This window comes from Desulfovibrio sp. Huiquan2017, assembly GCF_017351175.1.
GTDB lineage: Bacteria > Desulfobacterota > Desulfovibrionia > Desulfovibrionales > Desulfovibrionaceae > Pseudodesulfovibrio.
In genome coordinates, this window is sequence record NZ_JAFMPN010000005.1 from 181,045 (window position 1) to 207,508 (window position 26,464).

Below are 26,464 nucleotides of genomic sequence, written 5' to 3' on the forward strand. Positions count from 1 at the left end.
ATGAAGTTGCCCAGACCATACTCACTCCAGAGCAAGTTCCTGATCGGCCTGATCATGACCTCCGTGGCCATCGGCGGGCTGTTGCTCGCCGGGTTCTCCTACCACATGCGCCAAGTCCTCGAACGCGAGGTCGAGGAGAAGGCGGCCATGGTCCTGGCCCAGGTGGACGCGGTCCAGCAATACGTCCGCCGCATACTCAGGCCGCGCATGTACGAAGTGCTCGACGACACCTTCATCATCGAGGCCATGTCCTCGTCCTTCATCACCCGCAACATCATGGACGGCGTGTCCGAGCACAGCCCCACCAGCCACCTGTACCGCCGGGTAGCCATTGGCGCGCGCAACCCCAAATTCGAGGCCAACCAGATGGAACGGGACCTGGTGGACTATTTCCGCGCCCGCCCGGACCGGAAGGTCTGGCAGGGGTACACGGATATCGACGGCGTTGAGCACTTCGTCATGGCCCGCCCCGTAATCTACGCCCAGAGCTGCCTGCACTGCCACGGCCGTCCCGAGGACGCCCCCGAGCAGATAATGGCCCTGTACGGCGACCGGGGCTTCGGGCACCGCAAGGACAGCATCGGCGGCGTGGATTTCGTCGGGCTGCCGGTCTCGGCCTCGGTGGCCCACATGCAGGACACCATCATGAGCTACCTGATGGTCTTCGCCATCGCGGCATTGATCTATCTGGGAGCCACCAACGTCATCTTCAAGCGCATCGTGGCCAACAACATCCGGTTGCTGACCACCTGCTTCAAGCGCAACTTCAGCGACGACAAGGGACTGGAACTGGTGCGCAAACTGGAGAAAGGCGACGAAATCGGCCAGATGATCTCGGGCATCGAGCAACTGGGCGATTATCTTTACGAGACGCGCGAACAATTGCAGCACTACGCCAACGACCTGGAGGGCATGGTCCGGGAGCGGACCGAAAAGCTGGCCGAGCAGGCCGAGGCGCGCTCGGCCGACGTGCGCCTGTTCGTCCGCCTGCTGGCTGGATCGAGCCGGAGCGGTTCGCGGCCCGAGCTGTGGGAAAGCACCCTGCCGCACATCGTCGCGCGGTTCGACCTGGAGCGGGCGGTCTACGTATGCACCTTCTACTCCCGGCGGCACTACTCCTGGCCGCAATCCGACGTGCCACCCGAGCTTCCGGAAAACTGGATCCAGCTGCTGACCGAATCCCGGCCGCACATCGAGGCCGACCGCGCCTTCATCCCGGTGGAATCCTCGGTGGGCAACGCCGAGGGACTGCTGTGCCTGTACCGCAAACCCGGCCACACCTTCGTCGAACAGGACGAGGAAGTCTTCCAGGCCCTCGGCCGCCAACTGGGCATCGCCGCGGACAACATCATGGCCCTGGATTCCATTGTCCGAAACAACGCCAACATGCATGCCATCTTCGAAGGCATCACCGAGCCGCTCCTGCTGGTGGACGCCTCGGCCAATCCCGTGGTGGTCAACGAGGCCGCTCGCCGACTCGGTCTGGACCTGTCCGGCGGCACGGTCCGCGACGGCAGCATCATCGCCCTGCTTTGCGAGCGGGCGGACACGCAGGGCGACTGCGACATCTCCAAATCCCTCAACCTCAACGAGGTCATTTCCCGCGAGGTTTCCCTGCCCAGCGGCCGTTCCTTCGCCCTGAGCATCTATCCCGTGGCCGAATCCGGGGGAGCGCGCACCCAGGCGGCGGTCTACGTCCATGAGACCACCCAGCAAAAACGGATGCTCGCGCACATGACCCAGGCCGAAAAACTGGCCACAGTGGGCAAGCTCGCTTCGGGCCTGGCCCATGAGATCAACAACCCCCTGGGCGTCATCCTGTGCTACGCCAAACTTCTCAAGAAGGGACTGCCCGAGGGCCAGTCCGGCGAGGACGTCGATGTCATCGTCAAGCACACCAGACAGGCCCAGAACGTGCTCAAGAATCTCTTGAGCTTCGCCCGCCCCAAGGCCGGAAACGACCAAGCCGTGGACCTGCCCGCCATCATCGATTCGCTGGTGGCCGTCTTCCGGGTGCAGGCCGAAAGCCAGCACGCCGTCCTGGCCGCGGAGATCGACGGGGATATCCCGCCGGTGCCGGTGGACATCCAGGCCCTGGAACACATCATGGCCAACCTGATCATCAACGCCCTCGACGCCATCCCGGACAGGGGCGGCAGAATCGACATCCGGACGAGCTTTGACGCCCGGACCCGCGAGGTTGTGGTCACGGTCGGCGACAACGGCCCCGGCATCGCCGAGGAGGACCGCCACTTCATCTTCGATCCCTTCTACACCACCAAGGAGGTGAACAAAGGATCGGGCCTGGGCCTGTCCATCGTCTTCGGCTTCATGAGCGACCTGGGCGGCAGCGTGGTGGCGGACAACCTGACAACCGGCGGAGCGCGATTCACCCTGCGTTTCCCCGTAACGCGGACGGAAAACAAATGACGGATACGCAGGAAAGACACGTGCTGGTGGTGGATGACCAGACCGACTTCGCACGAGGGCTCGAACGGCTGATCCAAGGCGAGTTCGACGACGTCCGCGTCCATGTGGCCGAATCGGGAGAACAGGCCCTGGCCCGGCTGGAACGCACCCCGGTCCACGTGATGATCACGGACCTTCAGATGCCGGGCATGGACGGCCTGGTCCTGCTGCGCAAGGCCCTGGAGAAGTCCCCGTCCCTGTCGGCGGTCATGCTGACCGCCCACGGCACTATCGAGACCGCCGTGGATGCGCTCAAGGCCGGGGCCTACGATTTCCTGACCAAGCCCATCGAGCCCGAGTCCCTGTTCAGGGTGGTGGCCAACGGGCTGGAACGCAGCCGCCTGCTCGACGAAAATCGACAGCTCCGGGACCAGTTGCAGCGCCACAAGGACCGGCTCATCGGCGAAAGCCCGGTCATGCAACGCTTCAAGCAGTCCATCCAGGCCGTAGCCCAGACCGACTACACCGTGCTCATCCTGGGCGAATCCGGCACTGGCAAGGAACTGGCCGCCGCCATGGTCCGGGACCTGAGTCCGCGCTCGGACCGCCCGTTCGTCACCCTCAACTGCACGGCCATCCCGGAAAATCTCCTGGAAAGCGAACTTTTCGGCCACGTCAAGGGCGCGTTCAGCGGTGCGGAAAAGGACCGCGACGGGTTGTTCGTCAAGGCGCATACCGGGACCATTCTGCTCGACGAGATCGGCGACATCCCCATGGAGACCCAGGCCAAGCTGCTGCGGGTCCTCCAGGAAGGCGAAATCCGGCCCGTTGGCTCGGACGACTCGCGGCGGGTGGATGTGCGCATCATCGCCTCCACCAACCAAGACCTGGCCGCACGCATCGCGGACAGGACCTTCCGCGAGGACCTGTTCCACCGCCTGAACGTGCTCACCCTGACCCTGCCCCCGTTGCGCGAGCGCCAAGGGGATATCCCGCTCCTGGCCCGCTACTTCCTGCTCAAGGCCTGCGTCGAGTTGGGCCTGCCAGACAAGGACATTTCCCCGGCCACCCTGGCCCGGCTCGCGGCCAAGCCGTGGCCCGGCAACATCCGCGAACTCCAGAACGCCATGCGCAAGCTCGCGGTCTTCGGCGATACCCCGTCCCAGGCGGCCTCGCCCGGCAGCGGCCTGTCTTCCCTGGCCCAGGAAGGCGAACTGCCCCCCTTCAAGGAAGCCAAGACCCGCGTCCTGGACGCCTTCACCCTGGACTACGTCCGGGAGGCCATGACCCGGGCCGGGGGCAACGTCTCCCGAACCGCGCGGCTGTCCGGCCTGTCCCGCGTGGCGGTCCAGAACATCCTCGGCCGTTACGGCCTTTCCCCGGACCAGTTCAAATAACGCGAAAAGCCCGCCTCCACGGAGACGGGCCTTTGGCATCGAGGCGGTAAGCCCACTCAGCGGTCCTGTTGCGCTCCGGTTTCCGGCCGGACGGGTTCACCGCCCAAGGCCTGATACAGAACGACGTAGTTGTCCAACCGGTTGTACAGGTTCTCGGCCACGGACTTCTCGGCCGTGCGGCGGGTATCCTGGGCGTCCAGCCAGTCCTTCAGGGTCCCCGAACCCGCCTTGTAGCGGACCTCGTAGATCCGCTCCACTTCGCGGGCCGCATCCAGATTCTCCGCCAGGTGCTTGGCCTGGACGGCCAGGTGGTCACGGTTGGACAGGGCGTCCTCGACTTCCCGCATGGCCTCATAGAGTGTCTGGCGGAAGTTGACCACGGCCTCCTCGTACTCGGCCCGGGAAACCTTCAACTTGAGTTGCAGGGTGTTCCAGTTGAGAAACGGAAAGGTCAGGCTGGAGACCAGGGTGGCCACGGGATTGTTCAACATATCGGACAATTCCGTGGCAGCGCTGCCCAGGGATCCGGTCAGGGTCAACGGCGGATAAAAATCGGCCTTGGCCGCGTTCGTGTTCGCCAGATACTCGCGCAGACGGAGTTCGGCGGCGCGCAGGTCCGGGCGGCGGCCCAGAAGCTGGGCGGGGAGCCCGGCCGGGATGGCCGGCAAAGTGGCTATGGACAGGGTGTCCGGGGTGGCCATGGCCTTGCCCGGGGGCATGTCAAAGAGCACGGCCAGGGCGTTGAGATCCTCCTTGCGCGCCTGCTCCAGGGTCTGGTGGGTGGCCAACAGGTTGGCCAGGTCCTGCCGGGCCTGGCTGACCTCCAGCGGCGAGGTCGCGCCGTATTGCTCCTGGGATTCGGTCAGGGTCACGGTCTGCCGGGAAGACTCGATGTTGCTCTGGCTCAATTGCAGGCGCACGTTGTCGTAGGCGATCTCCCAGTACAATTTCATGGTCGTGCCCACCAGGGACAGGGCCGTGCTTTGCCGGTCCTGCTCCGTGGCCATGGCCTCCCATTCGGCGGCATCGTGTGCCCGAGCCAGCCTGCCCCAGAGGTCGGCCTCCCAACTGATGCCGAACTTTGCGGAATAGCTGGTTTCCCATTCCCCCCGCTTGAGCGACTTATTGCTGTCCGTACCCAGATCGGCCGACAGGTCAGGCGTCATGTTCTCCCAGGCCAGGCCCGCTTCGTACTGGGCCTTGCGCACCTTGATGGCGGCCGCGGCCAGATTGTTGTTGCGCTCCAGCGCCAGCTTGACCAGCCGGGCCAATTCCGGATCGCCGAAGTCCTCAGGCCACTTTGCGGCCGGGGAGGTCTCGGCAGAAGCCACGCTCCACTGCGCGGGCGAGGTCGTTTCCGGGGGCGTGAAGTCGGTTTTGAGCAACGCCCCGCACCCGGACAGGGGCAGGAGGACGAGCAGAATCAGGGCGATATATTTGTTCATAAGCTTTCTCGCTTGCTATTCACGGACCAGGGCGTCCACTGGATCCAGGCGCGAGGCGTTCCGGGCAGGCAGATAACCGAAGGCCACGCCGATAAGGGTTGAGCAGACAAAGGCCAGGACCATGGAAGCGGTGGAATAGACCAGGGGGTAGCTGCCGCCGCTCACGGACACGGCCACCCCCACGCCCAGGGCCAGGAGTATGCCCAGGACCCCGCCCAGCAGGCAGACCAGCACGGCCTCGATGAGAAACTGGCTCATGATGTCGCCGCGCCGCGCGCCCACGGCCATGCGCACGCCGATCTCGCGAGTCCGCTCGGTCACGGACACGAGCATGATGTTCATCACCCCTATGCCGCCGACCACCAGTGAGATGACCGCGATGGCCGAAACGAGCAGGGTCATGGTCCGGGTGGTGCTCTCGATGGTCTTGCGGATGGTGTCCGTGTTCATGATGAAGAAGTCCTTGAACCTGTGCCGTCGGGTGAGCAGGTGCTGGATGCCCTGCTCCGCGGCCTGCATGGGCGCGCCATCCTTGACGCGCACGGTGATGCTCCCCAGGTGGGACTGGCCCAGCATGCGGCGCATGGCCGTGGTATAGGGCACCCAGATATTCAGGGAATCGCTGTTGGGGCCAAAGGTCTGCTTCTCCTTAGTCACGCCGATGATCCGGCAGGGCACGCTTCCCAGAATGACGACCTTGCCCACGACCTGCTCGCCCTTGCCGAACAGCCGCTTGTACGTATTCTGGTCGATGACCGCCACCTGGCTGATCTTGCGAACCATGCCTGCGTCGAAAGGACGCCCCTGGTCCATTTCATATCCATAGACGCGGAAGTATCGTTCATTCACGCCGGATACCGAGGCGTTCACGTCCACGTTGCGGTAGCGCAGCTCCACCGAAGTGGCGACCTGGGGGGTGACGCTGTCCACATAGGACTGCCGGGACAGGACGTCCGCGTCCGCGGGCACCAGGGTGTGGATGTTGGCCGACCGACGGTCGCCGAAGTCCTCGCCCGGGAAGATGTCGATGACGTTCGTGCCGATGGCGCTGATATTCTTGAGCACGCGCTCCTGCGCCCCTTGGCCCAGGGCCACCACCGAGACCACCGAGGCGATGCCGATAATAATGCCGAGCATGGTCAGGAAAGTGCGCAGCTTGTGGGAACCCATGGCCGAGACGGCCATGCGTAGCAGCTCGCGCCCCTGATCCAGCCAGGCGACGCGATTCTCCGGCGCGGGATGACGTTCCCGGGGTTCGGCCTTCGGCCCGTCCTTGTTGATCCGGTCCGAAATGATCTCCCCATCGCGGATCTCGATGATCCGCCCGGCGAAGGCGGCCACCTCCATGTCGTGGGTCACGACCACGATGGTGTGTCCTTCGGCGTTGAGCTCGGTCAGCAACTTCATGGTCTCCCGGCCGCTGTGGCTGTCCAGGGCCCCGGTGGGCTCGTCGGCCAGGATAACCTGCCCCCCGTTCATCAGGGCGCGCGAGATGGACACCCGTTGTTGCTGGCCGCCCGAAAGCTGCCCGGGCTTGTAGTGAATACGGTCGCCCAGGCCCAGCCGCCGGAGCAACTCCGCCGCTCTCGCCTTGCGGTCCGCCGGGGGCATGCCCGCGTAGATGGCGGGCATTTCCACATTGCCCAACGCCGTCAGCGAAGGGAGCAGGTGGTAGCGTTGGAAGATGAAGCCGAAATGCTCGCGCCGGAGCCGGGCCAGTTCGTCGGCGTCCAGCTCGGACACGTCCCGGCCCGCGATACGGTAAGTCCCACTGGTGGCCCGATCCAGGCAGCCCAATATATTCATCAGCGTGGACTTGCCCGAGCCGGAAGCCCCGACGATGGCGACCATCTCTCCGGCCTCAATGCTCAAGTTCACATCCTTGAGCACCGCCATGGTCCGGTCGCCCGCCGGATATTCCTTCCGGAGGTTTTCGATCCGTAGCAGGGTCATGGCTAAAACCTCATGGACGGACGGCGGCGGCCGGATACGGCGTCCGCGCCGGATTCGCCGAGTATCACGCGATCGCCCTCGGCCACCCCATCCAGAACCTGGATGTTGACGGAGTCGGTCAGCCCGGTGCGCACCTTGCGGACCTCGACCCGGTCGTCCCCGGCCAGGACGCGAACCGAATAGGTCCCCGGCCCGTCCTTGGCTCCCAGGGCGCTTTCGGGGATGAGCAAAACGTCCTTGGCCTCGTCGAGCACGATGGTCACCTCGGCGGTCATGGAGATGCGCAGCTTGTGATCCGGGTTGGCCACGTCGAACAGGGCGTTGTAGTAGATGGCCTCGTCGCTGGAGCTGGTGGTCGTGCCGTCATCGTCTCCGGCGATGGAATCGGGCGCGGGCTCGATGCTCCGCAAGGTGGCCTCGTACCGATTGTCCGGCTCGCCGAGGATGGTGAAATAGACCTTTTGACCCGGCTTGACGCGAATCACGTCCGCTTCGGAGACCTCGGCCTCCACGGTCATGGTGTCGAGCTGGGCCAGCTTGACGATGGTCGGCGTGGACTGGGAGGCGTTCACGGTCTGCCCTTTTTTGGTGATCACGGCCACCACAACCCCGTCCATGGGCGCGGTGATCTTGGTGTAGCCGAGATCCACCTTGGCCGTGTCCACATCAATGGTCGCGGCCACGATCTGGGCGTCCAGCGCGGCGATGTCCGCCTTGGTCTCGGCCAGGGTGGCCTGGGCATTTTCATAGTCCTGCCGCGAAGTGGCCTTGGACTTAAGCATGTTCTTCTGGCGAGTGAATTCGGACTGAGCCTGTTGCAGGGTGGCCACCTTGGCCGCCCGCTGGGCCTTGATCTTCTCCAGATCCGCCTCGGCGATGGCCAGGGAGTTTTCCTGGGACTGCGCGTCGATCTCGGCGATGAGATCCCCTTCCTTGACCGTGTCGCCCAACTCCACATGCAGGGAATTGACCTGGCCCGAGGCCTGCGCGCCCACGCTGACCTGCTTGAAAGCGGTCAGAGTCCCGGTGGCCAGGACCGTCTCCCGAATGTCGCCCCGGGTCACGGGCGAGGTCAGGTACTGCATGGGCTCGGATGCGGGAAAGAAGTACGATTTGACGCCCGCGCCCAATCCCAGGAGGACGAGGACCGCGGCCGCCTTGTAAAACCATTTCATATGAGCTCCCAAATGCATTTCAATCGTTCATCCTGATGGAATTTCCGTTTCGATGCGCGCATCTTAGGCCATTCTCGGGCGGACAGGGGTTAAACTATGCGCATAAATTGTAAAAAAGTGTAAAACGACCAAACCGTTCCCGCCCCGTGATCCGCCCGAACGGCACGCCCCTTTTTCAGAGCGGACGACTGCAAGAATTTCTTAACTTCTTTGACAATATTTATTGGCCGGAATAAAAGGACTATGGTGGATTGTCTCAATTCCCGGCCGAAGGACTCGGCAGGGGGAGCGACCGGGAGCATGCCATCCATTGACGTCGGCTTGATTCTGGCCCCCCCGACATGCAAACCCGTTGGCGCGCCCGCGTCAATCACAAGGAGTTGCCCGATGAAGAGAGTGTTCTTGTTCCTGCTGATTATGGCCATGGGCTCTACGGCATGGGCCGGAAGCTCTTTGGCCGACAAGGCCAAAGCCGAAGGCAAAGCACGTTTCTACGCGAACATCACGGCTATCGAACCCATCGTCGAAGGGTTCACAGAAGACACCGGCGTCAAGGGCGAATACACCCGTATTTCCACATCCAAATTCCTGGCAACCGTACTCACCGAGTTCAAGGCAGGCAAGCTCATGGCCGACGTGCTCCAGGCACCCCTGCCCGTCATGGAGCTGCTCAAGCAGCAAGGCGTCTTGGCGCCCTACCGCCCCGGCGAGGCGGACAAATACCCCGGCTGGGCCTCGGCGGACGGCGTTATCCAGCAATTCGGCATCGAGTACGTGGGCCTGATATACAACAAGGAACTGGTCAAGCCCGAGGACGCACCCAAGCGCTACCAGGACCTCGCCGACCCCAAGTGGAAGGACCGCATCGTCATGGCCAACCCGACCACCCATGCGACCACCATCTCCTGGCTCGTCGGGCTCAAGGAGAACGTGTTCAAGAGCGAGGCCGAGTGGATGGACTTCGTCAAGGGACTGGCGGCCAACCGCCCCATGTTCGTGACCTCCTTCGGCCCGACCCCCGCGCCCATCGAAAGCGGCGAGAAGGCCATCGGCATCTCCATGCCCAAATACATCATCACCAAGGCCCCGGCCCCGCTGGACTGGGCGCGCCTTGAACAGCCGCTCCTGGGAACCCCGCGCGGCATCGCCATCGTGGCGAACGCCAAGCATCCCAATGCGGGCAGGCTGTTCATGGACTACTTCCTGTCCAAAAAGGCCATGAGCATGCTGGCCTCCAAGGTCGGCGAATACGTGCTGTATCCCGGCGTGTACCCGCCCATTGACGGCATGGACAAGGCCAAGGTCATCCCCCTCCGCGAACTCTCCGACGAGGAGCTCGCCAAGTGGGGCGCGGAATTCAAGCGTATCTTCGACGCGCCCTAGGCCCGTCGCCGCATCAGCCACAGGCCCGTCCGGAGCTTGCATCATTCGGGCGGGCCGTCCTTTTCCCGCGGCCGGGCAGCCAATTCCGACCGCATTTCCTCAGATGAATCCAAGGGGTCGCCACACATGGAAATTCACATTGAGAACCTCTGCAAGCGTTACACGTCCGGCAACAAGACCATCAACGCCCTTGACAACGTGGACCTGACCATTCCGGCCAACCGGATATTCACCCTGCTCGGTCCGAGCGGTTGCGGCAAAACCACGCTTCTGCGCTGTATCGTGGGCCTCGAATCCCCGGATTCAGGCATAATCCGCATCGGTGGGGAAACGGTCTGGTCGGCCAAGGACAACATCTACGTCCCCCCCGAAAAACGCGGCCTGGGCATGGTCTTCCAAAGTTACGCCATCTGGCCCCACATGACTGTGTTCGACAACGTGGCCTACCCGCTCCAGACCCGGAAGACCGAACGCAGCGAAATCCGGCGCAAGGTCGCCAAGACCCTGGCCTTTGTCCAGCTCGACGGATTCGAGGATCGTCCGGCCACCAAGCTCTCCGGCGGCCAGCAACAGCGCGTGGCCCTGGCCCGGGCCCTGGTCGCCGAACCCAAGGTCATCCTGTTCGACGAACCCCTCAGCAACCTGGACGCCAAGCTGCGTGAAGAGACGCGCAAGGACTTGCGGGTTTTCCTCAGCGAACTCGGGATCACCGCCGTCTACGTCACCCACGACCGCATCGAGGCCCTGGCCCTGTCCGATCTCATCGCGATCATGGACAAGGGACGCATCATCGAAATGGGCACGCCCCGGGACATCTACTTCCATTCGGAGCACAACTTCGTAGCCGATTTCATTGGCCGCACCAACCGGATCGACGGCACGGTCAAAGCCCAGGAGGCCGACGCGACCATTGTGGACTGCGCCCTCGGCACGTTGCAGTGCGCGCCCTTTGCCGGGCTTAATCCCGGGGACAAGGTCGTGCTCTCCCTGCGCCCCGAATTCCTGCATTTCATGAATGACGGCAAAACGCCGGAAGACGGCCCGGTCAACGGCTTCACAGGACAGATCGATTCCCTGGTGTTCGTGGGCGAGGCCCTTGAAGGCGAAGTCCTGGCGGGAGATACCCGTCTATTCGTCAAGGTTCCGCCGGATTCGGACTTCAAGGTGGGGGACTCCATCACCATGACAGTGTCCCCGGCCCATTGCCAGGTACTCACCAAATAGGGAGGGGGCATGTACGCAAAACGCTCGGTACTCACCCCGACCCTCATCGTCATCGTCGGCTTTCTGACCGTCTGCCCCGTGGCCATGCTCGTGATCGGCAGCTTCAGCACCGACCTGGGCACCATGGGCGGCTTCACCCTGGACAAGTACATCGAGGCCTACACCGATCCCGAACTGCTCGGCATCATCGTCAACACGCTGATCTTCGTGATCGGCTCATCCTTTCTGGCCACCGTGCTGGCCCTGTTCCTATCCTACCTGAACAACCGCACGGACATCCCCTGCAAATTCATCTTCCGGGTCATTTCCATCATCCCGATGATGATCCCGCACATTCTCTTTTCCGTGAGCTGGGTCCTGTTGCTCAACCCCTCCAACGGCATCATCAACCTGTTCCTGCGGCAAGTCCTGGGCATGGAGGGAGATCTCAACATCTACAGCCTGCACGGCATGATCCTGGTGGAAGGGTTGCTCGACCTGCCCATAGCCTACCTGATCATCGCCCCGGCCATGGCCTCGTTCGACGTGGCCCTGGAGGAATCTTCGCGGGTCTGCGGCGGCTCCACCCTGCGCACCCTGTTCCGGATCACCCTGCCGGTTCTCCGTCCCGCGATCATGGCCGCCTTCATCCTGTCCCTGGTGCGCAGCCTGGCCTCCTTCGCCGTGCCCTCGGTCATCGGCATGCCGGGCAGAATCTACGTGCTGTCCACGCACATCTACCGGGCCGTGTCCACGGGCTTTTCCGCCGACTACGGCAAGGCCGCCGCCCTGGGCATGGTCGTGCTGGCCTCTTCCATCACCCTGATCTATCTCTACCGCTTCATGACCAGCGAGAGCGAGAAGTACGTGACCATCTCCAGCCGGGGCTACCGGCCCACGGTGATTCGGCTCAAGCGCGCACGCTACCCGCTGTTCGCCGTGGTGGGCGCGCTCTCCTTCGTGCTCATCGTGCTGCCCGTGCTGGTCTTGTTCTACACGTCCATGGTGCCGTACTCCATGGTCCCCAGCGCCAAGGCCTTTTCGATGATGAGCTGGCGGCACTGGATCGCCGTGATCAACGATCCCATCTCCCTGCTCTCGCTCAAGAACAGCGTGATCCTGGGCGTGGGCGGCGCCTCCCTGGGCATCTTCCTGTCGATCTTCGTGGCTTACGTCATCGTCAAGGTGCGCACGCATGCCTCGGGCCTGCTGGAAAGCCTGTCGTTCCTGTCCTTCTCCTTCCCCGGCATCGTCATCGGTGTGGGCTTCATGTGGTTCTTTGTGCAAACCCCGCTTTACGCCACCATCTGGGCCCTGCTCATCGGCTACATCGCCACATACCTACCCTACGGGGTGCGTCCCCTGGCCAGCGCCTTTGTGCAGGTTCACAGCCATCTGGAGGAGTCGTCGCTGGTCTGCGGGGCGAGCCGCGCCCAGACCATGCGGCGCATCGTCATCCCGCTCCTCGTTCCGGGCATCGTGTCCGGATGGATACTCATGGCTACCATGTTCGTGCGCGAACTGACCCTGTCGGTCGTACTCTCGCGGCCGGGAACGGAAGTCTTGGCCGTCCAGATCCTGCGCTTCTCGGAAGACGGACTTTGGGGACGGCTGTCGGCCCTGGGTATCATCATGATCTTCATCTCCACGGGCCTGGTAGTCCTGGCCTCGTGGGTGGGAGCCATCTTCAAACCCGTTCAGGAGGAGTAGCCTCGGCCGCATCCCCGCCCCCGAACCAGGCCCCCTACACGGGGGCCCGGGGGTATGGACAGACGCCCAAAAGAAAAGCCCTTGCAGAACAAGGGCCTTCCGAGCGTCCACGATTCTTACGGGATTGAAATATGGCGAAGAAGGAGATGGTCATAACAAATATACTTTATATAATTATTTTATATATACTAAAAAAAACATGTACTCTTATACCATTTATTCTACCATCAAGTCTTACCCGTTTCTTAAAAGAAAACGGAACTCACCTCGTAAATGCCATTCAAGATCCTTGTATTTATTTAGAACATTTATCGTCTCTAGCACGAAACATATTTCCTGACGATATTGGAAGGTTGCAACATCTAGTTTTATGGATGATTAATATTTGGGTCCATAGTATAGCTCGCAACATAGACATCATCGACTTTTTTGATTTATTATGCTTTTATTAGTGATTCTCGCATTTTTTGAACAGTCGACAATATTGAATTGTTAGCGAAAACGGGTGATAACAGTACTTGTCCAACGACATTTGCGATTCGTCACGATAAGAAGGAGCAATCTATGAGTATTAAGTGCTTGACTATGGTCATTCTGATGCTCCTCCCTCTTAATTTCGTTCATTATGTTTCGGATGTATGCGCTCAGGACAATCCGATCGTCATTGCAGGGGACATGGAAAAGGAAGGCGGGTATCTTGCCGAAATAACAGATGCGGCTTTCAGGAGGGTCGGTTACGATCCTAAATTCATCTTCGTGCCTTGGGCCAGGGCTCTTTCTGGAACAATTGCAACTGAATACGACGTTCTGCTTGCGGCATATCAGACAGAGGAACGAGGAAAAGTATTATTATACTCTAATCCGATTGGGACAACCGACGTCATTTTACTGAAACTCAAAACAAGAGATATACATTTCAGTAGAATAGAAGACTTGAGACCATATCGAATAGGACACATAAAAGGATCAAAGGTCAACAAGGAATTCGATGAGGCTGAAAAAAAGTATCTTAAGATAGATTATGTAAAAGACGCACAATATAATATAAAAAAACTTCTCGCAGGTAGAATAGATCTCGCTGTCGAGAAAAAAGAACGCATAGAACAGCTATTGAAAACCGCTTTCCGCGATTATGCCGACCGCTTTGAATTCATCACCCCTCCTCTCCAGAAGAATTTTTTTTGCAACTGCATCTCCAAAAAGCATGAGAGCAGCTATCAGATCATATACGATTTCAACAGAGGATTGCGCATGATCCAGGAAGACGGAACATTGGATGCAATACTGGAGCGACACGGCGCTCCCTCGGAATGACCACCATGCACGGGACCGCTCCCCTCCCGCAGACACTGCACCAATTGCCTGCTTAAAACTGAAACGACAAACAGGTCAGAGGCTAACGAATCGGTCTGACACACAATTTCTGGGAATCTTGAAAACACCACACCTGATTCACCCGTCCTCAAATCCAGTTTTCATTCATCCGATGCCAGAAAAGAGGAGGATGGAGTCAGGTCTTAAACCATAAGGTCTTGTTGATAGTTTCTGCATGACAAGGCCATTTTGCATAGAATATTCAGACGCATTTTATCATCGGCTGAGGTAATTACCCCTCTTTTTGGGTTTGTATAGCTTTTGTATATCCCACGAAAAATGTTAGAACGATGACCTTCTAACATTTTATAATCATTTGTTTAACTGAAGTTAATTGAACCGACAACCTCTTGAATGCCACTCAAGGTCATCGGGTGTAAGGGATGCGCCTGATTGCCAGAAAAATGGACGACATGGCACGGAAAGGGCCGGGAAAGGATGCCGAAAGCCTACTCCTCCGGGGAAAAATCCTGAAGGGAATTGTCTTTGTTCGCCGGATGCTGCTATCTGGCGGAGGAATACGACCGGAAAGGAGGCCGATTTGGAGATTCTGCTCGTCTACCTGGCTCTGTTCGCACTGCTGGCTGCCCTGGCGGGCATCCTCTTCCCGCGCAGGCTGATATTCTGGTGCGCCCCGGAGGACCGGAACGGTGAACCGGTCTGGTCGGAATCCCCCCGCTGACCCCGGCCTAGAGGTCCAGCACGACAGCGTCCCCCTGCCGTTCGTGCTGGACATTGCGCTAATAACAGATACTATTGCCAAAAGTTCATGATAATGTATGGTTGAAGTTTTGCCGAGCCAATATACCCCATTGCGGTGGACGACATGAGATCGAAACTGGAAATACATACGTTTGATGAACCGAGAGCAGGACGAACTCCGAAAGAGGACGGATTGCACCCTCATTCGGGCTTCGATACCCCGCACGACACCGACGAATGGCTAGACAACCTCGAACTGCCGGACGTCATCGATCTCGATGCCCTTCAGTTGCTGATGAAGAGTTTCCAAAAGCTGACAGGTATGGTCTTCGCGATCCTGGACCTCAAAGGAACGGTACTCATCAGCGCGGGATGGCAAGATATCTGCACCAGATTTCACCGGGTGCATCCCGAAACCCGGATGCGGTGTCGTGAGAGCGATACCGAACTCACCAAAGGCGTGGAACCGGGCCAGTTCAAGCTGTATCGCTGCAAGAACGGGATGTGGGATGTGTCGACCCCTCTCTTTATCGGCGGGAAGCACATGGGAAACCTGTTCATGGGGCAGTTCCTGTTCATCGAGGAGGAACCCGACAGAGCATTCTTTAGGGAGCAGGCCAAGTGCTACGATTTTGACGAGGAGGAATACCTCGCCGCCTTGGACCGTGTGCCGCGCTGGAGTCACGACACCCTTGGGACGGTCATGCATTTCTATTCGCAACTGGCGGACATGATCGCCAAGCTCAGTTACGGGAATATAAATCTCGCGCGGGCGATGGCCGAAAAAAACGAGTTGGTTAAACAGCTTGAAGAGAGCAAGAAAAAAGCTGAAATGGCCAACGCCGTCAAATCCCAATTTCTGGCCAACATGAGCCACGAAATCCGCACGCCGCTCAACGGAGTGCTCGGCATGCTGCAACTCATCAAGGAGGACGTTTCCGGCGAGTTGGAAATGTACGCCGACATGGCGATCCGATCCGGGGGCAGGCTGACCAACCTGCTCGGCGACATTCTCGACCTGTCGCGCATTGAGGCGGGGCGCATGCCCATTGTCAGGAAGCCCTTTGCCTTGGCGGATATCATCACCCCCATTGCCGAAACGTTTTGCCCCCTCCATTACAGCGACCGGCTGTCTTTCGACATCGAGGTCTTCCCGGGCGTCCCCACCCTTTTCCTTGGGGATGAAATCCGCCTCAGGCAGATTCTTTTCAATCTGATCGGCAATAGCATGAAGTTTACCGAGCAAGGGGAGGTGCGCCTGGAGATATCCCCGCTGCCGCCTGATCGGAGGGGCATGGCGCGGCTGCTGTTCATTATCAGCGATACAGGCAAAGGCATCCCGGAAGACAAGGTCGATCAAATATGCCACCCCTTCACACAGGTCGAGGAGGATTTCACCCGATCGCACCAGGGCGCTGGCCTGGGCCTGTCCATCACCCACGAACTCACCCGCGCCATGGGCGGGACATTGACCTTCGACACCACTGAGGACCAAGGCACCCGGGTGTATCTGATGCTCCCGTTCAGCCTTGCCCCGGGATTCGAGGAGCAGCAGGAATCCCGGATCGGCCGGGATGCCGCGCCCTCAACCTCGAAGCGTCTTTTGGTGGTCGAGGACGACGAGATCAACCGATTGAGCGCGCGCCTCAACCTGGAGAAAATGGGCTATCAGGTCGCCACCGCCAACCATGGCGGCGAGGCTCTGGAAGCGTTGCGCAGCGATACCTACGACTGCGTCCTGATGGATATCCAGATGGATGTAATGGACGGAGTGGAGGCCACCCAAAGAATACGGAGCGGCAACCATGGCGTGCTTGATACGGACATCCCCATAGTCGCCATGACTTCCTACGCCTTGACCGAAGACCGAAAAAGAATCCTTGCAGCCGGCGTTGACGACTATGTCTCCAAGCCGATCAACATGGATGATTTGAAAGCCGTGCTGGAGAACGTAATGAAACAAGCGCGGAAAGAAAGGGGCGAGGTCGAGACTCGGTAGCGGGTCGCAGCGGGGAAGTGGGGCCAGAAAATCCGACTTATTCTTCTATAAAACATATTCAACAGCCGTCACAACAAGTTCGAAAACTGTGTGGGGACTGGTCTCGCTTTGGAAGCAGAAAAGGGCTTGCCATTTAAAAGGCAAGCCCTTGATATTACTGGCGGAGAGTGAGGGATCAATGTTTATCAACTATATTTAACAAAAAACAGTAAGATGTTTAAACATAGTTTCTTTTTATACCATTAAAGATCTACGGGATAACAGGTTGTAATAATCAACATTTCTCACAAAATACCGACCAGCAATCAAACGCTGCAATAGTTGTGAATTCGACATTTTCAACCAATTCCGAGCCACCTGGGAACAGGACCCTGCTTTGTCATGGCCGGGATACGCCGAGAGTACCTTTTCAAAAATACGGATACCGGCTATAGCCTCGATAGCCGCGCCCCGGGCCATGTGGCGGCATCTACGGCCCGCAACGCCGCTCCCGGGAATCGGCGGCATCAAATGGACTTATTGCGGTACACCGCAGCCGACGCATCGTCGGCCGCGATGCGGCACTGTGGAGGAAGCATGGTTTCCCTTGATAGGATGGGCCTGGAGTATAGAGAATTCGTCAATCTCATCGACAATCTGCACGATGAAATACTGATCTACGACAACAATTTCCGTCTCTTGTACGTCAACAAGGCGTGCGAACGCCATTACGGATTCACGCAGGACGAAATGCTTGGTCTGTCGTTCTGGGACATGGTCAAGAAATACCGGGGCTGGGACAATTCCGTGCTTCCGGTGATCTACGAGCACAAGCGCCCCGTCAAGCAGAAGCAGAAAACCTATCTCGGTTACGACGTTCTGACTATCGGGGTACCCATCCTGGATGAACAGGGCGAGGTGGAATACGCGCTGCTCAATATCCGCGACGACTGCAACGAGAACGAGGTCTGCTGGCGGGACGGACTGGTGGCCGAGCAGGAAGACACGCTCGACGAACGGCCCGACAACCTCATCTATCATAGTTCCGCCATGGCCCGGGTTGTGGAGGCGGCTCGCAAGGTGGCGACCATCAACGCGCCCTGCCTTCTGCTGGGGGAGTCCGGATGCGGCAAGAGCCTGTTGGCCAAATTCATCCACACCAAGGGGAACCGCGCCGACAAACCCCTTGTGGTGGTCAATTGTGCGGCCATTCCCCATGAGTTGTTTGAATCAGAGCTTTTCGGACACGTGAAGGGCGCGTTCTCCGGGGCCACGCACGCCCGGGGCGGTCTGCTGGCCAAGGCCGAGGGCGGCACCCTGTTCCTGGACGAAATTTCCGAACTGCCGCCTGCCATGCAAGCCAAACTGCTGCATGTGGTCCAGGAGATGGAGTATCGGCCCGTTGGCAGCTCCCAGACGGTCAGCGCCAATGTGCGCATCCTCGCAGCATCCAACAAGAACCTGGAGCGCATGGTGCAAAGCCGCGCCTTTCGCCAGGACCTTTACTTCCGGCTCAATGTTTTCGACATCACCATTCCCCCGCTTCGTGATCGGGACAAGGACATCCTGCCGCTCCTCTACCACTTTCTACACTACTTCGGGATCAAATACCGCCGGACGAAAACCCTTACCCCGGAAGCCCAGTCCTTTCTGCGCCAGTACCCCTGGCCGGGCAACGTCCGGGAACTGGCCCATCTGGTGGAACGCATGGTGGCGACGACCGAAAGCGAGGTCCTCACCATAGACCACCTGCCCACCTCGGTTTATCAGACGTCGCTCCAGCCACTGCCCGGCCATGGCTACTCCCTGGACGATGCCCTGGGAGGCATGGAACGCGAAATGATCAGAAAGGCGCAAAAGGTATACGGCAGTACGCGAAGCGTCGCCAAGGCCTTGGGAATCAGCCAATCGCGCGCCAGCCGGCTTATCCGCAAACATTGCCCTCCACATGAGTCGTAATCGACTCGCGAGTCAACAGTGACTCGGCCCCTGCCCTCCCGCCTGTCAACACATTTCCCTTTTGGTGAGTCAGAGCCGACTCGCAGCCAGCTTCAAAAAAGAAACTCGTTTCCGAATTGACCAATCAGTCAGTTGTTTTCATTGATGTTTTTTGGAAAACATACCGCCCCCCGTATTGGCACGACTTTTGCCAAAAGCGTGACGTCCGCATTGGTACCACCGGACACGAGGGTTTGAAACTGAAAGAGGCAATGGGAAACGTAACATCAAACGCATCGGCGGATTGCGGTCCGCCCCCGGTCAAGACCAATTGGTCTGCGACGGAAACGGCTCGACAAGGACCGGTGCGTATCGTGGAGGCTGTATGTTCAAGAATCCTGTCGTTCGTGGTTCCGTGTATGCTTTGCTGACGACCGTCATCTGGTCCGGCAATTTCGTGGTAGCCAGGATGGCCGTTGGCAAGATTTCCCCTATGAGCCTCGGGGCCGCCCGCTGGCTGGTGGCCCTGGTGGTCTTGTGTTGCTTCGCCCTTCCCAAGCTGAAGCGCGAATGGCCGGTGGCGAAGAAATTCATGCCCCAGATTCTGGTGGCCGGGCTGACGGCGGTCACCCTGTACAATCCGCTCTGCTATCTCGGTGCGGCGACCACTTCGGCCATCAACCTGGCGCTGATCTCCGTCACCACCCCCATCTTCATCGTCATCATCTGTTCCATGCTCGGTGAAAAGCAGCCGGTGAACACCTGGATCGGCTGTACCATAGCCCTGGCCGGGTCCATCTACCTGGTGGCCAATGGACAGTTGGACCGTCTGATGGGACTCCAGTTCGCTTTCGGCGACATCCTCATGCTCGGTGCGGCCGTCGGATTCGCGGTCTACAGTATCGTCCTGCGCAAGATTCCCGAGGGTCTCTCCCAGAGCACCATCCTGACGCTGATGGTCTTCTTCGGCCTCATCATGCTCATTCCCTTCCTCATCTGGGAATGGTCCCAGCCGACGGCCACCTTCGAATTCAGCGGCACCGTCATTTTCAGCATCCTTTACACCGGTATCGGCAATTCCCTGATCGCCTGGTGGCTGTGGAATCTCGCCCTGGAGAACGCGGGCGCGGCCCGCGCGGGCATGATCTACTACGGCCTGCCCCTGCTCAGTGGCCTCTTCGGCTACCTGTTCATCGGCGAGACCATGGGCATGGTCCATCTGGTCAGCGGCATCCTGATCGTGGGCGGCATCATCTGGAGCAGCCGGGCACCCAAGGCCGCAGCCGCCCCGGCGGAAGCGGCGCAGTAGCACGGCGCGCAGCGCCAACCAACTCACCCGATTAAATTTATTCCGTCGCGAAAGCGCCGGACAGGAGAAGTGCGTCCGAATTCCGGCGCAAAAACCCGCCCGCAATGGCGGCAAACAGAGACCGAGGAAATCGACAATGCAAGAGAAAGACATCAAACGCATACGCCTGAACGTGAACGGGGAAACCCATGAGCTGACGGTGGAGTCCCACTTGGTGCTCTCCAGCGTCCTGCGCAACCGGCTGGGCCTGACCGGAGCCAAGGAGGCCTGCGGCGAAGGCGCGTGCGGAGCCTGCACCGTGCTCATCGACGGCGTCGCCAAGCCGTCGTGCATGGTGCTGGCCGTGGAACAGGAAGGCAAGGAGATCGAAACCATCGAAGGGCTGTCCAAGAACGGAGAGCTGCATCCCATCCAGGAGGCTTGGCTGGAGGAATACGGTGCCCAGTGCGGGTTCTGCTCCCCGGGCATGATCATGTCCACCAAGGGGCTGCTGCTCAAGACCCCGGACCCGTCCGAGGAGGAGATCAAAGAGGCCTTGGGCGGCAATATCTGTATCTGCAGCAACTATGAGCACATCATCAACGCGGTGAAGAGCGCCGCCAGAAAGATGAAGGAGCAGAGCAATGGCTGACACCAAAGTGATAGGCGCTGACGTCCGTCAGAAGGATGGCAATCCCCGCGTCACGGGAGAGGCTAAATACTACGGCGACTTCCAGTTCCGGGGCATGCTTGAGGCCCGCATCCTGCGCAGCCCGCACCCGGCTGCGGACATCGTGGACATCGACGTCAGCGCGGCCGAGGCCATGGAAGGCGTGCACTTGGTCATGACCCACGAGAATTTCCCCAAGGCGTTCCGCAAGACGGTCTACTACGTGGGCGACCTGGTGGCCGCCGTCATCGCCGTGGACGATACCGTGGCCGAGGAGGCCATGGCCGCCATCAAGGTCGAATACAAGACCAAACCCTTTGTCATGGACCTGGAGGAGGCCATCAAGCCCGATTCGCCCCAGGTGTTCGAGGGCGAGGCCAACTGCCACGACTGGGAGCACCACGCTTTCCTGAGCGACCGCGATCCGGAAACCGGCCTATACAAGACCAAGACCCCGGCCGAGTACAACGGCTTCGGCGACATCGAGAAGGGATTCGCCGAAGCGGACGTCATCGTTGAGCAGAAGGGGTTCCGCTACGCGCTTTGCAAGTCGCCCGCCATGGAGCCGCGCGGCTGCACGGCCCGGTACGACGGCGTCAAGCTGCACGTCCACACCCACTCCCAGGGGCTGCATGACGAGAAATACTGCCTAGCCGAGGCCCTGGGCATCGGTTCGGACAAAGTCAACTTGGTCTCGCCGTTCACCGGCTCCAGCTTCGGCGGCAAGAACGCCACGGTGCTCGACCCCAACCTGCCCTCCCACTACCTGCTCATCGCCAGCTTGGCCTGCCTGCACCTCAAGCGGCCCGTGCACTGCGCCTACTCCCGCGAGGAAGAGATGCTCTGCGGCTGGTCCAGGGGCAGCCTGAACGACGTCAAGATCGGGTTCAAGAAGGACGGCACCATGACCTCCATGGACTTCCAGCACTGGCAGGAAGTGGGCGCCAGCGGCGACAAGTACCCGGCCAAGAACGCCATGCTGGCCACCGGAGCGGTGCTCTACTCGCGCAACTGCAAGCACCTCCGCGGCCAGATCCGGTACGTCTACACCAACCGCTACACCGCAGTGGGCTGGCAGGGGTACGGCGCGCCCGAAGGCATCTTCCCGGTGGAGATCACCATGGACATGGCCGCCGAGAAACTGGGCATGGACCCCATCGAGCTGCGCAAGATGAATTGCATGCGGGCGGGCGACATCGACGCCGGGTGGGACCCGCTGTCGTACGGTTCGGCCATCATCTCCTCGTCGGGCATTCACGAATGCCTGGACGTGGGCGCCGAGCATCTGGACTGGAAGAACACTTGGCAACATCCGAGCGAAAAGACCGGGCGTATCCGTCACGGCATCGGCGTGGCCATCTTCGCCATGGGAGCGGGCCGTCCCGGCCCCGGCAACTCCAGCGAAGCCATGGTCAAGATATTCCCGGACGGCTCGGCCGCCCTGGTCTGCGCCGTGGCGGACATCGGCCAGGGCCAGCACACCGTGCAGTGCCAGATCGTGGCCGAAGTGCTGGGCATCCCCTACGACCGGGTCGGCCTGGTCTGCGCCGACACCGACTCCACCCCCTTCGCCACCCTGGTCTCCAACAGCTGCGGCACCTGGCTCCAGGGATGGGCCACATACGAGGCCGCCCTGGACGCCAAGAACCAGCTCCTCCGATTGGCTTCGGAAAAGCTGGGCGTGGCTCCCCAGGCACTGAGCGTGGGGGAGAAAGGCGTTTATGTTACCGCCGAGCCGGACAAGGGCGTGACCGTCAAGGAAGCCTTCGGCCCCATCGGGCATTATGGCGGACGCCACGAGATCATCGGCTCCTACGTCAATGACTCGCCGCATCCCAACTGCCTCCGCAACGGCAACAAGGACGAGCTGTACATCCCCAAGGAAAAGGGTGCGCAGTTCATCTCCCTGGACGTGGACACCGAGACCGGCATGGTCGAAAACGTCCGCGTGACCATGGTTCAGAACGTGGGCCGGGCCCTGCACCCCAAGATCGTCGAGGGCCAGTTGCTCACCGCCCGCCACGGCGTGGAACACGCGGTTCTTGGCTGCGAGTGCGTATCGGACAAGCGCAACGGCTGGCTGCTGGTGCCCAACTTCGTGGACTACAAGCCGTGCACGACCATGGACTGCTCCGTGGAGCCGTTCGTCCTGGAGATTCCGGGCGATCCGACCCATCCCTTCGGAGCAACGGCCTGCGGTGAAGGCGCCGCCTGCCCGTCCCTGGCCGCGTTCTCCAACGCCATCTACAACGCCATCGGCGTCCGGCTCACCGAGACGCCCTTCACCCCGGCCAGAATCCTCTCCGGGCTCGGCAAGATCAAATCCAGAAAAGGGGGCAAATAAATGAAACGGTTCAAACACCTGGAAGCCGCAAGCGTCGAAGAGGCCGTCGCGGCCCTGAAAGAGCACGGCTCCGCACACGTCATCGCGGGAGGCAGCGACCTCATGGGTTGCCTCAAGGACAACCTGTGGATGGAGAGCCCCGAGGCGATCGTTAACCTGAAGACCATTCCCGACCTGGACGAGATCCGGCGGGAGGACGACGGCCTGCGCCTGGGCGCGCTGGCCACCCTGACCCGGATCGCGGAATCCGAAGTCGTGCGCGAAGGCTGGCCGTGTCTGGCCGAAGCCGCCCGCAAGACCGGCTCGCCCCTGCTGCGCAACATGGGCACCATCGCGGGCAACATCTGCCAGCAGAACCGCTGCTGGTACTTCCGCTATCCCGACAAGCTCGGCGGGCGCATCGACTGCGTGCGCAAGGGCGGAAAGCGCTGCCTGGCCGTGCCCGGCGACCACCGCTACCACTCCATCTTCGGCGCGGTGAAGAAGTGCATCGCGGTCAACCCCGGCGACACGGCCCCCGCCCTGGTCGCCCTCGACGCCCGCGTGGAGACCGATCGACGGTCCATCCCCATCGACGAATTCTTTTCCGCCGAGAGGGGTGCGGTCTCCACCATCCTGGAGCACGACGAAATCGTCACCTCGATCTTCGTTCCGAACCAGGCGGAAGGCACACGCGGCGCGTTCCGCAAGATCGCCCTGCGCAAATCCATAGACTTCGCCCTGGTCAACTGCGCCGCCGCCGTGACCATGCAGGGCGGCGTGGTCAATGCCGCCCGCATCTGCCTCAACGGCGTGCACAACAACCCATACCGCTGCACCGCCTCCGAGGAGTACCTGGTGGGCCGGGAGCTTACCTCGGAATCCGCTGCCGAGGCGGGCAGGCTGGCCGTGGCCGAAGCCAAGCCGCTGTTGCTCAACGCCTACAAGGTGCCCATGGCGGGCACCACCGTGGCCGACACGCTCATGGACTGCGCCGGACAGGCGTAAAACAGGAGGGCAGACGTCATGAAACAGGAAATAGCCAAGGTTCCCGGCGTGCTGCTCGCCGCAGGGAAGGCAACCCGGATGGGCAGGGACAAACGGTTCCTGCCCTTCCGGGGCATCCCCCTGCTTCAGCACGCGATCAATGCGGCGCGGAGCTCGCTCCTGGCCGAGGTGGTGTTGGTGACCGACACCGACCTGTCCGCCCACCCGGGACTGGACCTCTCCGGCTGCCGCGTGGTGGTGGACCCGTCCGCCGCCCGGGGCCAGGCCGAAGCGCTCAAGGCCGGGCTGCGGGCAACGGACGCGGTGGACGGCTGCATGGTGCTCATGGCGGACCAGCCGCTGCTGGCCCGGGAGACCATCGACCACCTGGTCTGGGCGTTTTCCCAGCACCCGGACTTCTGGATCGTGCCCGTTATCGAGGACATGCAGGGCACCCCCATCACCGTTCCGGCAGCGTGGTTCCCCAGGCTGCGGGAGCTGGAGGGCGACGCAGCCGCGCGCACGCTCATCGCCTCGCGCGGGCTGTCCCTGCGGCTGGTGAAGGTAAATCATCCGGGGCCGTTCATAGATATCGACACAGAAACCCAGTACCGCCTGCTCCTCAGCCGCCATGAGGGGGCGAAAGCCAGGCACGCGGCATGACCGGGAGGAAGGGAAGGCCCTGATTCCCTTTCACGGGCGGAACGCGCCACACGGCCTGACCGGGCAGAAACACCTCCTTGACGCCCACCCCATCAACGACGAAGGCCGCGCGTTCCACCCAGGCTGACCGGACCTGGACCACCAAAACAGGTCAGGCACCACCTCGTGTTCCCGTCCCGGCATCCGCCGGGACGGGTCCCAGGGGCCCGAGACAACAACCCCCGCCGCAAAGGCGGAAAAAGAGGATCGAACAATGTCTCGTCACACTGAAGCCGAACAGACACCCGCCTGTGCCACTGGGGGCATCCGCACCGTATGCTTCGTCGGCACGCTCGCCATCGTGCTCGCTATCTGCGTTCCGCTCATCGTGTATCCGGCGGAAGGCGAACAGGTCATCAACCAACTCTTCACGCTCATCACCCGGGACATGGACTGGCTCTACCTGCTGGCGGGGCTCTGTTCCCTGGCCCTCATTCTGTGGTTCGCCTTCGGCCCGCTGAGCGGGAAGCGTCTGGGCGACACCGTGGAATATTCCACCTTCTCCTGGATCGGCATGCTCATCTGCGCGGGCGTAGGCGCGGGCATCATGTTCGGCGGGGCCATCGACTGGGCCTACTATCTGGCCTATCCCCTCGGCGGTGAGCCCGCAGGCTCGCCCCGGGCCATGGAGCTGACCTGCGCCTACGGCATGTTCCACTGGGGCCCGATATGCTGGGCCATCTACGCCACCCTGGCCGTGCCCATCGGCTACAGCTTCTACGTCAAGAAGGTGCCCATCCTGAATATTTCGCAGACGTGCCACGGCTTGCTGGGCGACCGGGTCCACGGCTGGCCCGGCAAAGTCATCGACATCCTCTTCATGGTCGGGCTGGTGGCCGGATCGGCCACGGCGCTGGGGCTGGGCATCCCCATAGTGGCTGCCGGGGTGGCTTCCTGCTTCGGCCTGGAGCACAGCTTCACCCTGGAGCTGATCATCCTGGCGCTGGTGACGCTGCTGTTTTCCGTCACCTCTTCCCTGGGGCTGAAGAAAGGCATGCACCGGCTCTCGGATTTCAACGTCTATGTCGCGCTGGGATTGCTGCTTTATGTGTTTCTCGTCGGCCCCACCCTGTTCCTGACCAAGACTTCGCTCAACGCCGTGGGATTGCTGGTCGCCCATTTCGTGCGTATGGCCACGGCCACCGATCCCCTGGGCGGATCGAGCTTCACCCAGGACTGGACCGTTTTCTATTACGCTTGGTTCGTGGCCTATGCCCCGTTCATGAGCTTGTTCATCGCCAAGATATCCAGGGGGCGCACTGTGCGCCAAGTCGTGCTCGGGCCGGTGATCCTGGCCTCCCTGGGATGCGGTCTGTTCTACATGGTGTTCGGCAATTTCGGGCTCCACCTGCAGGCCACCGGCCAACTCGATGTGGCGACCCTCGTCAAGACCGTCAAGGGAGCCACCGCCATCATGGCCGTGGCCGACTTCATCCCGCTGGCCGCCGTATTCAAGCTGATGTTCGCCCTGGTCACGGCCATCTCCATGGCCACCACCTTCGACGCGGTCTCCTTCGCCCTGGCCGCCACGACTACCGCCACGCTCACGCCCGAAGACGAGCCCGCCCGTTGGAACCGGCTGTTCTGGGCCATCTGCCTGGCCCTGGTGCCCATGGGTATCCTGCTCATCGATGGCCCGCTTTCAGTGCTCCAGACCGCGTCCATCGTGGTCGGCCTACCCGTGCTCATCGTGCTCTGGCTCGGCGTGGCCGCCTTTTTTAACGAATACCGCCGCACGGGTTGGGCCCCCGGTCCGGCCGACGCCGCCTGCGTCCCGTGGACGACGAACGAAAAGGAGATCAATCATAAGAGTCATTGACGTTAAAG

18 protein-coding genes are annotated in these 26,464 nt (G+C 60.9%); 15 read left to right on the forward strand and 3 right to left on the reverse strand.

Annotation, left to right across the window (positions count from 1 at the left end; genetic code table 11):
- Together J0909_RS05810 and J0909_RS05815 are read left to right on the forward strand one after the other, a co-directional pair.
- Positions 1 to 2,430 (forward strand): c-type heme family protein, encoded by a 2,430-nt coding sequence (locus J0909_RS05810; RefSeq protein WP_207261239.1) that lies wholly within the window; start codon positions 1 to 3, stop codon positions 2,428 to 2,430.
- A complete protein-coding gene (locus J0909_RS05815) occupies positions 2,427 to 3,806 on the forward strand; it encodes a sigma-54-dependent transcriptional regulator (protein WP_207261241.1) in 1,380 nt (459 codons plus the stop codon). Before J0909_RS05810 ends, J0909_RS05815 begins: the two co-directional genes overlap by 4 nt.
- 56 nt (positions 3,807 to 3,862) lie before the next feature.
- On the opposite strand, the gene J0909_RS05820 is transcribed toward J0909_RS05815, so the two are convergent.
- From J0909_RS05820 to J0909_RS05830, 3 genes are read right to left on the reverse strand one after another with little or no spacing between them, the layout of a single operon-like run.
- Positions 3,863 to 5,251 (reverse strand): efflux transporter outer membrane subunit, encoded by a 1,389-nt coding sequence (locus tag J0909_RS05820; protein WP_207261243.1) that lies wholly within the window; start codon positions 5,249 to 5,251, stop codon positions 3,863 to 3,865.
- A gap of 15 nt (positions 5,252 to 5,266) precedes the next feature.
- Positions 5,267 to 7,204 carry a MacB family efflux pump subunit gene (locus J0909_RS05825; protein WP_207261245.1) on the reverse strand — a complete coding sequence of 646 codons (1,938 nt, stop codon included), beginning with the start codon at positions 7,202 to 7,204 and terminating at the stop codon, positions 5,267 to 5,269.
- Between the two features lie 2 nt (positions 7,205 to 7,206).
- Positions 7,207 to 8,379, reverse strand: a complete 1,173-nt coding sequence (locus J0909_RS05830) for an efflux RND transporter periplasmic adaptor subunit (RefSeq protein ID WP_207261247.1) — start codon at positions 8,377 to 8,379, stop codon at positions 7,207 to 7,209.
- 387 nt (positions 8,380 to 8,766) lie between these two features.
- On the opposite strand from J0909_RS05830, the gene J0909_RS05835 reads away from it, so the two are divergent.
- From J0909_RS05835 to J0909_RS05895, 13 genes are all read left to right on the forward strand, one after another.
- Positions 8,767 to 9,762 (forward strand): ABC transporter substrate-binding protein, encoded by a 996-nt coding sequence (locus J0909_RS05835; protein WP_207261249.1) that lies wholly within the window; start codon positions 8,767 to 8,769, stop codon positions 9,760 to 9,762.
- A 126-nt stretch (positions 9,763 to 9,888) separates the two neighbouring features.
- The gene (locus J0909_RS05840) at positions 9,889 to 10,986 is read left to right on the forward strand and encodes an ABC transporter ATP-binding protein (protein WP_207261251.1); all 1,098 of its coding nucleotides are present in this window, start codon (positions 9,889 to 9,891) and stop codon (positions 10,984 to 10,986) included.
- A 9-nt stretch (positions 10,987 to 10,995) separates the two neighbouring features.
- Entirely contained in the window at positions 10,996 to 12,675 is a 1,680-nt protein-coding gene (locus J0909_RS05845; protein WP_207261252.1) for an ABC transporter permease, read from the forward strand.
- 564 nt (positions 12,676 to 13,239) lie between these two features.
- Positions 13,240 to 13,989: a substrate-binding periplasmic protein gene (locus J0909_RS05850; protein ID WP_207261254.1), complete on the forward strand. Its 750-nt coding sequence runs from the start codon at positions 13,240 to 13,242 to the stop codon at positions 13,987 to 13,989.
- 601 nt (positions 13,990 to 14,590) lie between these two features.
- Complete coding sequence (locus J0909_RS05855; RefSeq protein WP_207261256.1) at positions 14,591 to 14,731, forward strand: hypothetical protein; 141 nt, start codon at positions 14,591 to 14,593, stop codon at positions 14,729 to 14,731.
- 144 nt (positions 14,732 to 14,875) lie between these two features.
- The gene (locus tag J0909_RS05860; protein WP_286181819.1) at positions 14,876 to 16,750 is read left to right on the forward strand and encodes a PocR ligand-binding domain-containing protein; all 1,875 of its coding nucleotides are present in this window, start codon (positions 14,876 to 14,878) and stop codon (positions 16,748 to 16,750) included.
- A gap of 576 nt (positions 16,751 to 17,326) precedes the next feature.
- Positions 17,327 to 18,688, forward strand: coding sequence for a sigma-54 interaction domain-containing protein (locus tag J0909_RS05865; protein WP_207261260.1), 1,362 nt, complete (start codon positions 17,327 to 17,329; stop codon positions 18,686 to 18,688).
- Between the two features lie 364 nt (positions 18,689 to 19,052).
- Entirely contained in the window at positions 19,053 to 19,976 is a 924-nt protein-coding gene (locus J0909_RS05870) for a DMT family transporter (RefSeq protein ID WP_207261261.1), read from the forward strand.
- 136 nt (positions 19,977 to 20,112) lie between these two features.
- The gene (locus J0909_RS05875) at positions 20,113 to 20,607 is read left to right on the forward strand and encodes a (2Fe-2S)-binding protein (protein ID WP_207261263.1); all 495 of its coding nucleotides are present in this window, start codon (positions 20,113 to 20,115) and stop codon (positions 20,605 to 20,607) included.
- Positions 20,600 to 22,969: a xanthine dehydrogenase family protein molybdopterin-binding subunit gene (locus J0909_RS05880; protein ID WP_207261265.1), complete on the forward strand. Its 2,370-nt coding sequence runs from the start codon at positions 20,600 to 20,602 to the stop codon at positions 22,967 to 22,969. The genes J0909_RS05875 and J0909_RS05880 overlap by 8 nt, the downstream gene beginning before the upstream one ends.
- Positions 22,970 to 23,956 carry an FAD binding domain-containing protein gene (locus J0909_RS05885; RefSeq protein WP_207261267.1) on the forward strand — a complete coding sequence of 329 codons (987 nt, stop codon included), beginning with the start codon at positions 22,970 to 22,972 and terminating at the stop codon, positions 23,954 to 23,956. It abuts the gene before it with no gap.
- Positions 23,957 to 23,974: 18 nt separating this feature from the next.
- Positions 23,975 to 24,598 carry a nucleotidyltransferase family protein gene (locus tag J0909_RS05890; RefSeq protein WP_207261269.1) on the forward strand — a complete coding sequence of 208 codons (624 nt, stop codon included), beginning with the start codon at positions 23,975 to 23,977 and terminating at the stop codon, positions 24,596 to 24,598.
- Positions 24,599 to 24,851: 253 nt separating this feature from the next.
- Positions 24,852 to 26,456, forward strand: a complete 1,605-nt coding sequence (locus J0909_RS05895) for a BCCT family transporter (RefSeq protein ID WP_207261271.1) — start codon at positions 24,852 to 24,854, stop codon at positions 26,454 to 26,456.
- Positions 26,457 to 26,464: the final 8 nt, after the last annotated feature.

What these genes read in the sequence shown, in the direction of transcription:
- J0909_RS05810 (WP_207261239.1), top strand. Translation starts at nt 1, where the DNA reads ATGAAGTTGCCCAGACCATACTCACTCCAGAGCAAGTTCCTGATCGGC.
- J0909_RS05815 (WP_207261241.1), top strand. Translation starts at nt 2,427, where the DNA reads ATGACGGATACGCAGGAAAGACACGTGCTGGTGGTGGATGACCAGACC.
- J0909_RS05820 (WP_207261243.1), bottom strand. Translation starts at nt 5,251, where the DNA reads ATGAACAAATATATCGCCCTGATTCTGCTCGTCCTCCTGCCCCTGTCC.
- J0909_RS05825 (WP_207261245.1), bottom strand. Translation starts at nt 7,204, where the DNA reads ATGACCCTGCTACGGATCGAAAACCTCCGGAAGGAATATCCGGCGGGC.
- J0909_RS05830 (WP_207261247.1), bottom strand. Translation starts at nt 8,379, where the DNA reads ATGAAATGGTTTTACAAGGCGGCCGCGGTCCTCGTCCTCCTGGGATTG.
- J0909_RS05835 (WP_207261249.1), top strand. Translation starts at nt 8,767, where the DNA reads ATGAAGAGAGTGTTCTTGTTCCTGCTGATTATGGCCATGGGCTCTACG.
- J0909_RS05840 (WP_207261251.1), top strand. Translation starts at nt 9,889, where the DNA reads ATGGAAATTCACATTGAGAACCTCTGCAAGCGTTACACGTCCGGCAAC.
- J0909_RS05845 (WP_207261252.1), top strand. Translation starts at nt 10,996, where the DNA reads ATGTACGCAAAACGCTCGGTACTCACCCCGACCCTCATCGTCATCGTC.
- J0909_RS05850 (WP_207261254.1), top strand. Translation starts at nt 13,240, where the DNA reads ATGAGTATTAAGTGCTTGACTATGGTCATTCTGATGCTCCTCCCTCTT.
- J0909_RS05860 (WP_286181819.1), top strand. Translation starts at nt 14,876, where the DNA reads ATGAGATCGAAACTGGAAATACATACGTTTGATGAACCGAGAGCAGGA.
- J0909_RS05865 (WP_207261260.1), top strand. Translation starts at nt 17,327, where the DNA reads ATGGTTTCCCTTGATAGGATGGGCCTGGAGTATAGAGAATTCGTCAAT.
- J0909_RS05870 (WP_207261261.1), top strand. Translation starts at nt 19,053, where the DNA reads ATGTTCAAGAATCCTGTCGTTCGTGGTTCCGTGTATGCTTTGCTGACG.
- J0909_RS05875 (WP_207261263.1), top strand. Translation starts at nt 20,113, where the DNA reads ATGCAAGAGAAAGACATCAAACGCATACGCCTGAACGTGAACGGGGAA.
- J0909_RS05880 (WP_207261265.1), top strand. Translation starts at nt 20,600, where the DNA reads ATGGCTGACACCAAAGTGATAGGCGCTGACGTCCGTCAGAAGGATGGC.
- J0909_RS05885 (WP_207261267.1), top strand. Translation starts at nt 22,970, where the DNA reads ATGAAACGGTTCAAACACCTGGAAGCCGCAAGCGTCGAAGAGGCCGTC.
- J0909_RS05890 (WP_207261269.1), top strand. Translation starts at nt 23,975, where the DNA reads ATGAAACAGGAAATAGCCAAGGTTCCCGGCGTGCTGCTCGCCGCAGGG.
- J0909_RS05895 (WP_207261271.1), top strand. Translation starts at nt 24,852, where the DNA reads ATGTCTCGTCACACTGAAGCCGAACAGACACCCGCCTGTGCCACTGGG.